Origin of the sequence: Frateuria sp. GZRR35, assembly GCF_051900415.1 — a bacterium.
GTDB lineage: Bacteria > Pseudomonadota > Gammaproteobacteria > Xanthomonadales > Rhodanobacteraceae > Frateuria_A.
In genome coordinates this window covers 1-15105 of record NZ_JBHZGL010000010.1, presented here as the reverse complement: position 1 = coordinate 15105, position 15105 = coordinate 1, and the positions used below count along the sequence as shown (strand labels likewise).

The window sequence follows — 15105 nt, the reverse complement described above, 5'->3', positions numbered from 1 at the left end:
GGAGGGAGTGTCTGCGTCGGGCCCGCCGACGACCTCCACGCGGGCCCGTCAGGCCGGTGCATGGGCGCGGCGACGCAGCCCGCGCACGACCGTGCGGCGCATCTTGTTGGCCAGGCCGATGGTGCTGGCGAACAGGTATTCGTACCGGCTGAGCAGGCCCTGGCGCACCAGCTTGCGGCGCAGGTCGCGCCGACCGCGGTGGATCGCGTCGAAATCGTCGCTCAGGCCGACCTCGCCGTTCTCGCGCCGGTTCCAGATGGCCAGCACCTGGTCGATCTTGGCGCAGCGGTAGCCGGACAGCACGATCTGCGACCACAGCAGGTAGTCCTCGGAGCGGCGGAAGTCCTCGTCGAATCGGAACGGAAGATCCCGACGCAACACCACCGAGGCGGTCGGAAAAGGGTTGCGCACAAGCAAGGTGCCGCGCCCCACGATGTCCACGCCTACCGGCGCCTGCGGCGGCGGCAGCACGGTGCCTCGCGGCCGCACCAGCATCTGGTGGGCGATCAGCGCGATCTCCGGGTCGGCCTCCAGCGCAGCCATCTGCAGCTCCAGCTTGCGCGGGCCCCAGCTGTCGTCGGCGTCCAGAAACGCGATATAGGGCTGCTGCGCCTGCTGCCAGCCGACGTTGCGCGCGTGCGATGGCCCGCGATTGGCGGGCAGTGCGATCACCCGGATCCAGTCGCTACCGTAGGCCGCGGCGACGCGATGCAGCGCTTCGATCGTGTCGTCGCCGCTGGCGTCCTCCACCAGCAGCACCTCCGCCGGACGCAATGTCTGTGCGGCGATCGAGGCGACTGCGTCGTCGATGGTTTCCGCACAGCGGTAGCACGGCACCACCACGCTTACCGGTGCAAACGCACCCGAAGGCATGACCCGGGCCTGGGCGTCCCCTTCCAGGATGACGTGAGCTTCACGCTCCTTGTTCATGACCGACCTCGACCGTGCGGAAATTTAACGACCTAGGATTGACCGGCCCGGATCAATGCGTCGTCAATGCCGCCGGCGCGTCGCGCGGGCAAAAAAAAGGGGCAGCCTGGTGGCTGCCCCGGGGAGTACCCAGCCGATGCGGCTTAGCGGGTGTAGGTGTTGTACTTGGCGTTGGAGAAGATGTTGCCCGACACCGAGATGTTGTAGGTGTTGGCGCCGAACTGCAGGTCGCGGCTGAGCGCACCGCCTTCCTTCGTGGCCGACATGTAGCGGGTGCTGTTGTACTTGAGCGTGTTGCCGGTGATCGACCAGTTGTGCGACTGGCCGCTCGGGCGCACGCCGGCCAGGCCGTTCTCGGTCATGAAGTTGCCGGTGACGGTCACGCCCGGGGCGGACACGCCCAGCACGCCGAAGCCGTAGTTGCCCTTCATCGTGTTGCCGACGATGACGATGTCGGAGATGTTGGCGTGCATCTCGATACCGTTGCCGTGGTTGTCGGCGAAGGTGTTGTTCTCCAGGCGGATCGTGTTGGTCAGGCCTTCGGTCATCGGCTCGATGTCGATGCCCGCCTCCGGCAGCGTGCCGTTGGTGCCCTGGAAGGTGCTGTTGACGATATAGACGTGCTGCGACGGCCCGATCGACAGGCCCTGGCGGCGGTTGTTGCTGGACACGATGCCGTCGACGGTCACGTAGTCCGAACGCACGTGAACCTTGTTGACGTCCTTGGCGCCGATCCACACGCCGTCGCCCCAGAAGTTGGAGAGGTTGACATTCTTCAGCACGACGTTGGTCGAAGCGGTGACGTTGATGCCGTAGCCCCACTCGCCGGTGTCGCCCAGGTGCTTGACGCGGTCGCCGACCAGGTTGCCGCCGACCACGCGCACGTCGGTGGCGTTGTAGATCTGGATGACCATGTAGCGGCTGTTGCTGGTCGGGATCACTTCCAGGGTAGCCGCCGGGTCCATCAGCAGGCGGGTGTGCGAGCGCAGCTTGATCGGCTTGGTGGCGTTGACCATGTAGTGGCCGGCCGGCACGAACACCGTGCCGCCAGAGGTCGGCAGCGCGTCGACGGCAGCCTGGATGGCGGCGGTGTCGTCGTGCACGCCGTTGCCCAAGGCACCCTTGGTGCGCACGTCGACGGTCATGGTCTTGCCGATGACCGGCTTGGGCATCGCGGTCCACCAGTCGGCGGCGAACGAGGGAGCGGCGACGGCGGAAAGGGCCAGCGCGGCAAACGCCAGCATCAGCGGCTTCTTCACAAAGTTCTTCACCGTGACGGAGGTACGGACAGAGGCGGCAAGCTGCTGATTCTTAAAGGAAGTGTTCATGATCGGGCGGTGTCTCAGGTGTTTTGTCGGGTAGGGCTTCGTCACGCGAAGCTCACGCAAAAAATGCGCGATCGTCACGTACCTAAGCAAGCTCGACCGAAACACCCAAGTGAGCGAAATATGATCAGGTTGGCAAAAGGCTCCCGGACGCCCCGAAACCCCGCCCGGCCGGGCGAGAAGCGCATCACACAAGGGCTGTAGAGCACGCTGGCAGGCGGCTGCCACTTCGCCGCCACCGCCCCGGTCACGCGTTGCACGGACCGCAAGAAATCCCCCGCCCGGACGGACGGGAGCCACCACGAACGACAAGGGCGCCGTACCGCTACGGCGCCCCTGGCTGGCCGGCATGGGCCGGCCGTTCGATCAGCGGTACGAACCGCTCAGTCGTCCGCCTCCACACGCAGCGACTTGACGTGGATGGTGTGGCCCTTGGCCGGATGCGCACGGCCGTTGGCACGTACGAAGGAAATGCTGAGCGTGTCCAGGTCCGTCGGCCAGATGCCGCGCAGCGCCTCGCTCAGCGGGAACACGAAGCGTGCGTCCGGCTTGCCGCCGGCCGCGCGCATGTCGTGCATGCCCTGCATGCCCTTGCCCTGCATGGCCGCCTGCATCTGCGCCACGCCGATCTCGAAGGACCCCAGCATGCCGAGCAGGTAGGTGCGCTCGGGCTGGTTCACGCCGGCCTGCTCGGGCAGGTTGACGTAGATCTTGTAGAAGTACCCGCCCTTGGCGCCCAGCCCGGTGAGCTGCACGCCATCGAGCACCAGCCGCAGCGGATCGGGCTTGGCGGTGGCCTGTGCGGCCTGCGGTTGCAGCAGCATCGAACGCACCTGGCTGGCGTCCTGCGCGGTCAGCGCGACATCGACGGTGACCGAGTGTTCGTCCAGCACCAGCGACTGCGACGTGCCCAGCGCGGTGGTACCCACGCTTGCCGGCCGCAGCGGGGCGGTGCCCCGCATGGAGAAGGTCGACAGCGTGGTGGCGCGCGCGGTCGCCGTGGAGGTGCTCGGCGGCGGCTCGGTGGGTGGCAGCGCGGCGGGCATGGCCTCGTTCTCGTACAGGTAGAACATGTACCGCGACGGGTTCCGTGCCCATACGCGCGGCACGTCCTCCACCGCGTCGCCGTACTGGAACGAACCCTGCCAGTAGTTCTGGTAGGCCCGTGGCATGTGGCGCCCGTCGCCGGCCTCGAACCAGGCCAGCCACAACCGGTCGATATTGGCGTGGTGCACCCAGAACAGCGGGTCGCGCGGCGAGATGGCCACGTCGCCCATCGCGCCGCCGATGAGGTTGTGCACCGGGTTGTGCGGCGCGTTCTCAAGCTTGGTCTCGAACGCGTTGCCGCTGCCGCGCTGGAAGTTGATCACGTCGTCGGCGAACGGATCGAGGCTCAGCGCCTCGGTGACATCGTCGCCCGTGCGCTCCTTGCGCCACAGCGGCGAGGTGGTGTCGAGGAACTCCGGCGGGATCTGCGGGTGGGTGTAGTAGTCCCAGTACGGCAGCACCATGTCCGGTATGCCCGAGACGGTGCGCAGGTTCTCCTCGAAGCGATACAGGAATCCGCGATGCCAGGCCAGGAAGTACGGCAGCTTGTGCGGACAGAAGTTCTGGTGGACGGACACCCAGTAACCCCAGTTCGCGGGCGTGGTGGTGCCACGGTTGTCCCGCATGGCGCCGATCGCGGCGACGAAGGGTTCGTACAAGGGACCCGTGCAGAACGTCTCCCAGCTGGGCCGGGTGCGCACCACCGCATCGGCGGACCTGACCACGCGGGGCAACAGCGGCAACAGGGCAAGGGAAGCGGACGATTGAAGAAAACGCCTTCTTGAAATCATGGTGTCCTCCATGGGGCAAGCGGGTCTCGCGGATCAACGCGCCCGGATTGCCCGGCACGGATGTGGGGACGAGACCTCACGCAGGAATACAGACTTTCGACGCGGCCAGAACAGTTCCGGGGAGCCGCAGTGGAGGTGCCGTCCTAGGCACCTATTCAGTGAATAGCGAGGCACGTCAACCGCGGGTATAGGAAGCGCCGCTTCCCTGCATACATCCGCATCAGGCGGGCGCCTGCCTGTCCCACGGCTACCTGCGCGCTTCGTGCAGCCGCCATCGCTGCCCATTCCCGGGCAATCGCACGCACGCGCCCGCAGCGGCGCGTCGCCCGCCAGCCCCGGTGGATCAAGGGTTTGCCACACACGGGCCCGCCCGATTTCCATGAACCGAAACCAATGGTCGAGCTTGTTAGCGCCGTGAAGGACTTGCATCTTTCGCGTCGCTTCCATGTGACGAGCGAGTCAACCTCCTGATGACCAACCAACACGACACCCAGTCCTCGGCCAAGCCGGGCACCACCAAGCGAGATTTCTCCATGAAAAAGTCCTTGATGATCGCTATTGCTTCGCTGACGCTGTCTGCCGTGGCACTTCCTGCTGCCGCTTCCAACTGGTGGAACGCGAACCCGAACATCTCGATCGGTTCCGCTTCCGTGAACGTCAAGAACAAGGGCGCGCTGGGCAACGGTTCGCACGACGACACCGCCGCCATCCAGGCCGCCATCAACTCGCTGCCGAGCAGCGGCGGCACCGTCGTCGTTCCCGCCGGCCGCTACATGATCAACGCGCTCAAGCCGCTCACCCTGCGCTCGCACACGCGTCTGCAGCTTGATCCGAGCGCCGAACTGAAGGTCATCCCGAACAGCGCCGGCCGCTACTGGGTGGTCAAGGTGTTCGAGGTCAACAACGTCGAGATCGTCGGCGGCAAGGTGACCGGCGACCGCGCCCAGCACAAGGGCAACACCGGCGAGTGGGGCTACGGCATCAACATCTCCGGTTCCAGCAACGTGCTGGTGCGCAACGTCAACCTGTCGGAGTTCTGGGGCGACGGCATGTGGATCGGCGCGGTGAAGTCCGGCGGCAAGCTGACCCGCTCCAACTACGTGACCGTCAACAACGTCACCTCCTCGCACAACCGTCGTCAGGGCCTGTCGATCGGACCGTCGCAGCACGTCTACATCGTCAACAGCACCTTCAAGAACACCCAGGGCACGCTGCCCGAGGCCGGCATCGACATCGAGCCGCAGGACCAGGGCCCGGCCGACACCATCCGCCTGGAGAACAACACCTTCTCGGGCAATGCGGGCAACGGCATCGAGCTGCACTACAACATTTCGCAGATCACGATCACCGGCAACACGCTCAGCGGCAACGACGGCTTCGGCATGCTGGCCATCAGCGCGCCGTACCTGACCATCACCAACAACTACGCCACGCGCAACGGCCTGGCCGGCGTGGGCCTGAGCGGCAAGACGCACCATTCATCGGTCAAGAGCAACAAGCTGCAGTACAACAGCACCCACTACATGTCGCCCACCCGCTCCGGCGGCGCGGACAACCGCGACATCAAGCTCGGCAAGAAGACTTACTCCAACACCATCTCGGGCAACCAGCTGACGCCCAACTGAGCCTCGGCCGGATACGGCCTGCCGCACGACAAACGCCGGGCAGCATTGCCCGGCGTTTTTTTTGTGCCCACGGTATGCATACAACCGTTGTCCACGCAGGCAACAGCCCGGCCTGACCCTCAAAGGGACGCACCCTGTGTGCGACCACCCGAAGCGGCAGGCGGCCGGTCGCGCACAGGGTGCGCTCTACAGAGCCACGGGCGGGATTCCTTATCCATGGATCGCCGATGCGTCATCGACCTCCGGTAGCGGAACCCCGTTGAACCGTGCGCGCTCCTGTCCAGGGGCAGGCGGAGCCACTGGCTTGACCGCCATGGTCCCTTCGCCATGCCCGACAGCCCTTCTCCGCCAATGCCTTTTTGGACCGCCGACCGCGCGTGACCGAAGTGGCCCCGGGGAGTCGCTTCGACACCGAAGGAATGCCCGTCGAGCCTGGCTTCACTGCGTCAAGATAGCGTCTACAAGACCCCGCGACACCCCGCGGCGGCAGGGTGTGACCGCGATCGCACGACTATGTCGATTACCCCTCGGAACGCACCCCGGGCGTTCACATTTAACACGTTGATTGCGCTCATGAAACGGAAAGCTTACGGGCGAGTCACGTCACGCCTTCGGGCTCCACTTGGCCTGTCCGGATTTTCATGAATAGAGCCCAATGGTCGAGCTTGTTAGGGCACGTGAACGTCCTGCATGGTTCGTGTCACTTCCACGTGACGAGAGGGTCAAAACCTGATGATGCATTTGCACGACACCCAGTCCTCGGCGAAGCCGGCCACCGCCAAGCGCTCGTTCCTCGCAAAGCCCCTGGTGATTGCTGCTTCGCTGGCACTGTCTGCCGTGGCACTTCCTGCTGCTGCTGCTTCCTGGTGGGATGCCACCCCCAACATCTCGATCGGCTCGCGCACGGTCAACGTCAAGAACTTCGGTGCCCGCGGCAACGGTTCGCACAACGACACCGCGGCCATCCAGAAGGCGATCGATTCGCTCCCCAATAGTGGCGGCACCGTGTTCGTCCCGGCTGGCCGCTACATGATCGATGCGACCAAGGCGCTCAAGCTGCACTCGCACACGCGCCTGAAGCTCGACCCCAGCGCCGAGCTGCGCGTGATCCCCAACGGCGCCAGCCGCTACTGGGTTGTCAAGGTGCACAACGCGAACAACGTCGAGATCGTCGGCGGCAAGATGACCGGCGACCGCGCCCGCCACAAGGGCAGCCGCGGCGAGTGGGGTTACGGCATCAACATCTCCGGCTCCGACCACGTGCTGGTGCGCAACGTGCACCTGTCCGAGTTCTGGGGCGACGGCATGTGGATCGGCGCCCTGGGACGCAACAGCCGCCTGGATCGCTCCAACTACGTGACGCTCAACAACGTCACCTCCTCGCACAACCGCCGCCAGGGCCTGTCGATCGGACCGGCGCAGCACGTCTACATCGTCAACAGCACCTTCAAGGACACCAAGGGCACGCTGCCCGAAGCCGGCATCGACTTCGAGCCGCAGGAGCAGGGCCCGGCCGACACCATTCGCCTGGAGAACAACATCATCTCCGGCAACCATGGCAACGGCATCGAGATGCACGCCCACGTCTCCGACGTGACCTTCGCGGGCAATACGTTCACGGGCAATCGCGGTTTCGGCCTGATGTCGATCAACGCGCACCACATGAAGATCCATGGCAACCACGCCACCAGGAACGGCCTGGCCGGTCTTCGCATGAGCGCCAAGACCCACCATGTGAACATCGCCAACAACAAGCTGCAGTACAACAGCACCCGCTACATGTCTGCCAGCAGCGCCGGTGGCGGCACCAGCCGCGACATCCAGATCAGCAAAAAGGCGTATTCGATCACCCAGTCCAACAACACGCTTTCGCCCAAGCGGAAGTAATCCGCGCCACGCGCAGCCGCCAGGCTGCCGCGTGAACGCACGACCTCGCGCCGGGGCAGCCACGCTGCCCCGGCGTTTTCTTTGCTTGCAAGAACCACCGCAGAGTACTCGGCCTTTTGTAGGAGCGCCCTTGGGCGCGACCGCCATGCACATTCAGACCCCGCGGTCGCGCCCAAGGGCGCTCCTACAGGCCCGCCGCAGGTAGTAGGCGCCCTACGAGGCCGACCCGGCCAGCGAACCGCCCGGCATGTCCGTCCCCAGCAGGCGCTCGTAGACGTCGAGGGTGCGCTGGATCACCGCGCGCTCGTCGAACTCGCTTACCGCCTTCTCGCGCGCCGTCGCACCCAGCCGGGCCAGCAAGTCGCGGTCGTCGTCCAGCCGTGCCACCAGCGTGGCGAGCGCGGTGGCGTTGCGTGGCGGCACCACCAGGCCGTCCATGCCGTGCCGGGTGACCACTTCGCGGCAACCGGGCTGATCGGTGGTGATCAACGCCAGGCCCGCTGCGGCGCCTTCGATCAGGCTCTTGGGCACGCCCTCGCGGTAGTAGCTCGGCAGCGCCATCACGTCGATCGTGGACAGCAACGCGGGCATGTCCTCGACGTGGCCCAGCCAGGTGATCACGCCTTCTTCCGCCCAGCGCTGCACCTGCTGGTCGCTCACCGAACGCGGGTTGCCAGGGTCAGGCGCGCCGGCCAGCACGAATTCGATGTCGCGTCCCTGCGCCTTGAGCTGGCGAGCGGCCTCGACGTATTCACCGATGCCCTTCTCCCACAGCAGGCGCGCGGCGAGCAGCACGCGCAGGCGGCCGTCGCGGCCGGACATCGAGCTGGGCCGGAAGCGCGAGGTGTCCACGCCGGAGCTCCGGATCACGTGGATGCGTTCGCGTGCAACCAGCCGCGAGCGGCGGAAGATCTCCGCGTCGTCCGGATTCTGCAGCACCAGCAGCGAGCGACGATGATCGAGCGTGCCGCGCATCAGCGCCTGCACCATCGGGCGCAGGCAACGCGCCTTCAGGTCGTTGCTGGTGAACACGTAGCCCATGCCGGCCACCGCGTTGACCGTGGCCGGCACGCCGGCCATGCGCGCGGCGGCGCCGCCGTAGACGGCGCACTTGACCGTGAAGTTGTGCAGCAGGTCCGGCTTCTCACGGCGCAGAATGCGCACCAGGTGCTTGAGGGTCACCGCCTCGCGCAGCGGGTTCAGGCTCGCCCGGTCCATCGGCAGGGTGAGCCAGCGGAAGCCGCGCGCGGCGAAGCGCCCGCCGAACGGGCCCGGCGGCGAGAGCATCACCACGTCGTGCCCGTCCGCCTGCAGCCGCTGCGCGGTCGACAGGCGGAAGTTGTACAGATACCAGTCGGTGTTGGCGTAGAAGACGAATTTCATCGCTCGGGTTCCTTTGCTGTTGCGCTCCTGGGCGCGTGCCGCGCTAGAACGTGTTGCCGGACACGTGCACGTTGGACGTCTTGTCGCCGACGTGCAGCTGCGCCGGATGCGCACCGCCCGCGTCGGAGACCATGGCCTTGAGGGCGCGGCGCAGCGAGCGCGCGCTGTTGGAGGTCAGGGTGTTGTCGGTGACCTTCACGTCGCGGGTGTGGCCGGCGAGCTTGACCCCGTTCATTCCGTTGCTGGTGATGACGTTGTCGTCCACCCACAGGTCGTTCATCTGCGCGGCCAGCACGCCGTAGCCATGGTTGTCGTGGATCGTGCAGCGACGGATCACCACGCCCGACACGTTGTGGTGGATCTCCACGCCGCAGCCGTAGTTGCCGGTCAGGGTGCAGCCCTCGATCAGCACGTCCTTGGTGTCGCCCTGCCCCATGGGTTCCAGGTCGATGCCCGACTGCGGCTTGGTGCCGTGGGTGTTGCTGAAGGTGCTGTTGAGGATGCGCACCCGCTGGCACGGCCCCAGCGACAGCCCCTGGCGGCGGTTGTTGGTGCTCACCACGTTCTGCACGGTGACGTCGGTGGAGATGTCGGCCTTGGCGCCGCGGCCGAACGCACCGATCCACATGCCGTCGCCCCAGCAGTCGGCGATGTGGGTGCCGTCGACCAGCACGTTGTGCGAAGCCTGGATGTTGATGCCGTAGCCCCACTCGCCCTTGTCGCCGCGATGCTGGTCGCGCTCGCCGACCACGCGGCCGCCGATGATCTGCACGTTGCTTGCCCGCCACACGCGGATCACGTGGTAGCGCTTGAGCGTGTTGGGCAAGGCGGTGAGCTGCGCGTCGGGCGCCATTTCCAGCCGTATGTTCGAGCGCAGGCTGATCGCGCGCGCGGCGTCGATCATGTAGTTGCCCGCCGGCACGCGCACGGTGCCGCCAGTGGTGGCAATGGCGTCGATGGCGGCCTGGATCGCGGCGGTGTCGTCGGTCTTGCCGTCACCGCGCGCGCCCTTGGAGCGCACGTCGATCTGGTTGGCTGCGGCCGCGGCCGTGGCCATGCAAGGCAGCGCCGGCAGCAGCGTGGCGGCGCCCAGCGCCAGGGCGCGCTGCAGGAACAGGCGGCGCGGGTTGGCCTCGCGCCCGGTCATGCGTCTGGCCTCTGCACCGGGGCGTCGGCCCGGCTGAGCAGCCACGGCAGCACCACCGCCAGCAGGTAGAACTTGGAAGCAAAGAACTTGTTGCCCATGCGGCCGCGGTAGTCCTCCAGCCAGCGCGCGGCGCCGGGGACCAGGTCACGCGCCTCGACGGCGAACGCGTGCACCTGCTCGAAGCGCTCCGCCGCCAGCCCGCACAGGTCGAAGCGGAAGCAGCCCTTGGCCCGTACGTACGGCAGCTCGCCGAAGCGGCGCGCGATGTGCTTGCGCACCAGCGGCTTGTTGTGGCCCTCGCGGTCGATCAGCAACGCGTCGGGCACCTCGCGGTAGACCCACTCGGCCAATTGCGCGTCGCAGAAGGGATAGGCCTGGCGCAGGCCGAGCGCGGTGGTGGTGTACTGCCCCTTGGGGAAGCCCGCGCCCGCCTCGACGATGGCCAGCGTGACGCGCTTGCGCGCCTCGATGGTGCGGGCGTTGGCCAGTTCCTCCTGGAACACGCGCAGGCGCTGGCGCGATTGCGCTGCCACCGGGCACCCGAGCAGGCGGTCGACCTCCGCGTCGCTGAAGCGCGAACCGGGGAAGTAACGCTCGAACGGGTCCATGCCCAGCGTGGCCAGCACGAAGCAGGCGACGAAACTGCGGCTGACCGGGCCGGCCTCGAACAGCTTCGCCGGCACCGGCAGGTCCCGGGCCATGCGGAACAGCGTGCTCTTGCGCGCATCCACCGGCGTGCCGAAATAGATGTCCGAACCCAGCCCATCGACGACGCCATCGCCGCCGGACTTCGCGATTTCGGTGACCAGGTCGGCGTAGGACAGCATGGCGAAGTCGGCCGACAGCAGCGGCAGGCGCGAGACCATCGCCAGGTAGCGGTCGTAGGCGCGCCCGGGCTCGCACACCAGCGCCTCGTGGCGCAGGCCGAGCTGGCGCGCGACCGCGCGCGCGGACTCGACTTCGTCCTCCTCGCGCCCGCCTAGGTAGGTCAGGCAGGTGGTGTCCGGCCGCGCTTCGGCCACGGCGATGGCCAGCGAGCTGGAATCCTTGCCGCCACTTTGCAGCATCCAGGGCGCCTGCATGCCGGCGGTCGAGCGCGTGACCGCCTCGCACAGCAGGCGATGGTAGGTCTGAAGCAGCGCATCCTCGTCCGCGACCTGCGCGTTCGGGCGCTGCGGCGCGGGCGAGGAGCGGAACGGAAAGCGGTATTCGGGTGCCGCGTGCAGGTCGCGCTCCGGATCGAAGCCGATCACCGCCACGCGGACGTCGCGGTAGATCGTGTGCGGCGGATAGACAAAGGCATTGCGCAGCACATCGGCGATCGAGACCGGATCCAGCGGCCGACCGCCGCCCAGTCCCGACAGCGGCGCAAAGTCGGCGTCGTTGCGGTACGGCGAGACCCGGAGCTTGATGCGGGGATCGGCATCCTGCACGGGAGCGGTGGCGATGGACATGGGAAGGTTTTCCTTTGCAGACGCCTCGGGACGGCGTGGGACGACTGGCGCGGACACGACGGGGAACGGGCCGCTACGGTGCCACTCGGCGACGCGCGCGCCCGCTTACCCATAGCAGGCGCGATGCAGGCGACGGGTGAAGCACGCCGGTGGCGCCTGCGTGCCGCGGCGCGAATCTCACAGCACCACACCATGGGTGACGTAGTAACAGAACACGCCGGCAGCCCCGACCAGCCCCATGCGAAGCACGACCGGGTTGCGCAGCGGCGAGAAGCGGTTGTCGCAGCAGATCGCGGCCAGGATCAGCGACACCGAAAGCCACGCCGGCAGCAGATAGCGGTTGGAGAAGTTGCCCCAACCCACCGCGAAGAACGGCAGCATCAGCACCAGGTAGACGGCGGTGCTCTGGTTGATGCGCTCGCGTACCGGCTCGCGCACCATCGGCGCGACCACCCACGGCAGCACGTACCAGAACAGCGAGAACACCGCGAAGTCCAGGCGCACGCCCGCCTTGTAGGACGAACCGGCGTCATAGGCCATCACCATGGTGTAGACGCTGGGCACGATCGCGCGCACCAGCACCATGGTCACGCCGCTGCAGTAGGCCAGGAACGCCAGGATGCCGGCCACCCGCAGCAGCTTGGTGTTGAGCAGCAGCACCGGCGCGAAGAACAGGTAAAGCAGCGCCGAGTAGTGGAACCCGGTCGCCATCAGCCCCCACAGGATGAATGCGCGCCACTGCCGCTGGTAGAACGCCAGCAGCGCGGTGAACACCAGCAGCGAGGAGAGCCCCTGGCGCATGACGTTGATCGTCGCGTTGGACATCACCGGCGAGATGAACAGGAACAGCAGCGAGGCGGCGAGGAAGGTGCTGTAGCCGGTCTCGCTCTCCAGGAACGTGTGGTAGCGACGCGTCGCGACCAGCGCGGTGCCGGCCATCACGAAGAACATCACGCCCTCGTAGGCGGGGAAGCTCATGCCGGTGGCGGCCAGGACCACGCTCAGGTAATAGAAGACCGGCTCGAAGCGGCTCTGCACCTCGCCGTGGTGGATCAGGCTTTCGTAGAAGCTTGCATACACCGACGTGTCGGTACCGATGTTGCCGCGGGTCGCGACCGCGAAGTCGACAATGACGATCACTGCCGCCACCAGCATCAGCCCGAGCAGGACGCGGGCGTTGGTGTTGGTGGGGCTGTCGACAAGCGCGATGGGCGTGTTCATGGTGGTGGTGTTCATCGTCAGCTCGCCTGGTCGGCCTGGGTGGCGTGGGTGCCCGCGGCGCGCGTGCCTGAAGAGAACCGGCGCGCATAGGTGATGGCACGCCGGCGCGCGTAACGGGCCACGCCCAGCACGGCGGCCACGCGCATCCGTGCGCCGCCGATCAGGCCCTGTTCGTGGAGCGCGCGGCGCACGTCGATGGCCGCGGCGTACATCGCCTCCATGTCGCCGCTGAGGCCGCCAGCGCCGAACGGCGGCTTGTGCCAGGACGCCAGCACCGGCTCGATCCGCGCGCAGCGGTAGCCGGAGAGCAGGATCTGCGCCCACAGCATGAAATCCTCCGCGCGGCGGCGACGCTCGTCGAAGCGTAACGGCAGGTCGCGGCGCAGCACCATCGAGGCGGTGGGGAACGGACTACCCAGCAGCGGCAGCCGGTTGGGCAGCACGCGCACCGCGACCGGGCGGCGGAACGCCGGTGGCGGATCGGTGCGTGCCTGCACGTTCATGCCATGCGCCAGCAGGGCGATGCCCGGATCGCTGGCGAGCACGTCCATCTGGATCGCGAGTTTCTCCGGATGCCAGGTGTCGTCGGCATCCAGAAAAGCGATGTACGGCTGGCGCGCCTGTTCCCAGCCGCGGTTGCGCGCCGCACTGGGCCCGCCGTTGCGCGGCAGCGTGAATACGCGCACCCAGCCGTCGGGATAGTCGGCGGCGACCTGGTAGAGGCGTTCGAGGGTGCCGTCGCCGCTGCAGTCGTCGACCAGCAGTACTTCGGCGGGCGGCAGCCGCTGCGCGGCGACCGAGGCCACGGCCGGGCCGATGGTGTCGACGCAGCGGTAGCAGGGCACCACCACGCTCACCGGCGCGACCTTGCTGTCGGGGGCGAGCGCCGGGCGCGCCGGGTTGTCCGTGGTAAGGGTCGGCATGGGGGCTCCCGGTGTCAGCACAGGCAGTCGTGAACGCGCGCGGCGGCCGCACGCGCGGCCAGTTGCCACTCGGCGGTGCGCTTCTCGAGCAGACTGCGCAGCGTGTCCTCGCGCTGCACCATCTGTTCGAGCGCCTCGCGCAACGTGGTCGAGGAAAGGTTGCGCGCCTGCAGCACCATTTCCTGGTTGCCGAACATGTCGCGGTTGATGCCGCAGGCCTTGACGCTGTAGGCGATCGACACGGTCGGCACGCCGCTGGACAGCGCCGAGATCACCGGATGCGCGCGCGCACCGATGAAGAAGCGCAGGTAGCTGATGACGTACTTGGTCTGCACCGCGTTGAAGTCGTTGGGCATCATCTTGACGCAGTCGCCCAGGTCGGCCAGCCGCGCCAGCAGCGGCTCCATGTAGGCCGCATCGCCGCCCCGCGGGTCTTCGCGCAGCGGATCGGCGTGCGGGATCAGCAGCACGCCCAACTGGTATTCCTTCACCGCGTGGCGGATGAAGGCGGCAAGTTCCGCGTGCAGATCCTTGTCCTGGCGCTTGTGCCGCTCGATCAGCCGGCTCACGTTGAGGCCCAGCACGTGGCCCTCGCCGCGCGGCCAGAACGGCGCCAGGTCGACCGGCTCCTTGCCGAGCATGAACGAGGGCTCGGCCATGCGGATCACGTTGCGCAGGCCCAGCTTGTGGACCAGATAGTCGTGGCTCATCGATTCGCCGGCCGCGACGAAATGCATGCGTGCCAGATGGCGCGTGACCGGTTCGACGAACTCGGGCTCACGTTCGAACGGGCCGACCGAAGCCCCCCACAGCATCACCGGCTTGCCCATGTCCATGGCCCAGCCGTCGACGCTCATGATCGGCGAAGGGATGCGGTAATCGAGCGAATAGTTGTCGCCGCCGACGGCCAGTACGGCATCGACCGATTCGAGCTGTCGGCGCAGCCAGCGCGGCAGCGGGAACGGCCAGCCGGCGCGTTTGATCAACGGCAGCGGAAGGCTTTGCAGCTGCACCCAGTAGCGCGAGGGCGGCGGCAGGTAGGCGCGTACCAGGCGCACGCCGTCGCTGGCGGCGGTCGGCCACTGCGCGCTGTCACGCGCGATGTTGACCGAGGGCACCAGCACCTCGACGTCGCCGAATTGTTCCTTCAGCAGGGCGACCGTACTGCGCACGATGGCCTCGCAACCGCGGTTGCGAAACGTGCGCTGTCCGGAGAGGTAGAAGCGTTTCACGAGAGCGTCCTGGCGTGTGATGCGAGTGAGGGTGGCAACGTGCGTCCGGCGAACCGCGACATCGTCCGGATGCCGTTCTGCGCGGCGGCAGTCGCCCGTCGGCCGCGGCTTGTCGCGGCCGACGGGCGACGCGTTTCAGG

Annotated in this window: 12 protein-coding genes; 3 read left to right on the top strand and 9 right to left on the bottom strand. The window is 67.2% G+C overall.

The genetic code is table 11. The features are described from left to right. Positions 1 to 48: 48 nt before the first annotated feature. The 3 genes from ACFWZ3_RS12285 to ACFWZ3_RS12275 all read right to left on the bottom strand — a co-directional run bounded on the left by ACFWZ3_RS12285 (position 49) and on the right by ACFWZ3_RS12275 (position 3928). Positions 49 to 930 (bottom strand): glycosyltransferase family 2 protein, encoded by an 882-nt coding sequence (locus tag ACFWZ3_RS12285; RefSeq protein ID WP_439708009.1) that lies wholly within the window; start codon positions 928 to 930, stop codon positions 49 to 51. A gap of 143 nt (positions 931 to 1073) precedes the next feature. Continuing rightward, positions 1074 to 2189 (bottom strand): right-handed parallel beta-helix repeat-containing protein, encoded by a 1116-nt coding sequence (locus ACFWZ3_RS12280; RefSeq protein ID WP_439708008.1) that lies wholly within the window; start codon positions 2187 to 2189, stop codon positions 1074 to 1076. A 449-nt stretch (positions 2190 to 2638) separates the two neighbouring features. Continuing rightward, the gene (locus ACFWZ3_RS12275; RefSeq protein WP_439708007.1) at positions 2639 to 3928 is read right to left on the bottom strand and encodes a tyrosinase family protein; all 1290 of its coding nucleotides are present in this window, start codon (positions 3926 to 3928) and stop codon (positions 2639 to 2641) included. Here ACFWZ3_RS12275 and ACFWZ3_RS12270 point away from each other — a divergent pair. From ACFWZ3_RS12270 to ACFWZ3_RS12260, 3 genes are all read left to right on the top strand, one after another. Then, a complete protein-coding gene (locus tag ACFWZ3_RS12270; RefSeq protein ID WP_439708006.1) occupies positions 3927 to 4070 on the top strand; it encodes a hypothetical protein in 144 nt (47 codons plus the stop codon). The two genes, ACFWZ3_RS12275 and ACFWZ3_RS12270, sit on opposite strands and share 2 nt — an antisense overlap. A 493-nt stretch (positions 4071 to 4563) precedes the next feature. Then, on the top strand, positions 4564 to 5718 hold the full coding sequence (locus tag ACFWZ3_RS12265; protein WP_439708005.1) for a right-handed parallel beta-helix repeat-containing protein: 1155 nt from the start codon (positions 4564 to 4566) through the stop codon (positions 5716 to 5718). Positions 5719 to 6450: 732 nt separating this feature from the next. Then, positions 6451 to 7605 carry a right-handed parallel beta-helix repeat-containing protein gene (locus tag ACFWZ3_RS12260; protein ID WP_439708004.1) on the top strand — a complete coding sequence of 385 codons (1155 nt, stop codon included), beginning with the start codon at positions 6451 to 6453 and terminating at the stop codon, positions 7603 to 7605. A 213-nt stretch (positions 7606 to 7818) separates the two neighbouring features. On the opposite strand, the gene ACFWZ3_RS12255 is transcribed toward ACFWZ3_RS12260, so the two are convergent. The 6 genes from ACFWZ3_RS12255 to ACFWZ3_RS12230 all read right to left on the bottom strand — a co-directional run bounded on the left by ACFWZ3_RS12255 (position 7819) and on the right by ACFWZ3_RS12230 (position 14965). Continuing rightward, positions 7819 to 8988, bottom strand: a complete 1170-nt coding sequence (locus ACFWZ3_RS12255; protein WP_439708003.1) for a glycosyltransferase family 4 protein — start codon at positions 8986 to 8988, stop codon at positions 7819 to 7821. A 43-nt stretch (positions 8989 to 9031) separates the two neighbouring features. Then, positions 9032 to 10135, bottom strand: coding sequence for a right-handed parallel beta-helix repeat-containing protein (locus ACFWZ3_RS12250; RefSeq protein ID WP_439708002.1), 1104 nt, complete (start codon positions 10133 to 10135; stop codon positions 9032 to 9034). Next, complete coding sequence (locus ACFWZ3_RS12245) at positions 10132 to 11589, bottom strand: asparagine synthase-related protein (RefSeq protein ID WP_439708001.1); 1458 nt, start codon at positions 11587 to 11589, stop codon at positions 10132 to 10134. Before ACFWZ3_RS12245 ends, ACFWZ3_RS12250 begins: the two co-directional genes overlap by 4 nt. Before the next feature lie 177 nt (positions 11590 to 11766). Further along, the gene (locus tag ACFWZ3_RS12240; RefSeq protein WP_439708000.1) at positions 11767 to 12825 is read right to left on the bottom strand and encodes an EpsG family protein; all 1059 of its coding nucleotides are present in this window, start codon (positions 12823 to 12825) and stop codon (positions 11767 to 11769) included. 2 nt (positions 12826 to 12827) lie between these two features. Then, a complete protein-coding gene (locus ACFWZ3_RS12235; RefSeq protein WP_439707999.1) occupies positions 12828 to 13733 on the bottom strand; it encodes a glycosyltransferase family 2 protein in 906 nt (301 codons plus the stop codon). Positions 13734 to 13747: 14 nt separating this feature from the next. After that, positions 13748 to 14965, bottom strand: a complete 1218-nt coding sequence (locus ACFWZ3_RS12230) for a polysaccharide pyruvyl transferase family protein (RefSeq protein WP_439707998.1) — start codon at positions 14963 to 14965, stop codon at positions 13748 to 13750. Positions 14966 to 15105: the final 140 nt, after the last annotated feature.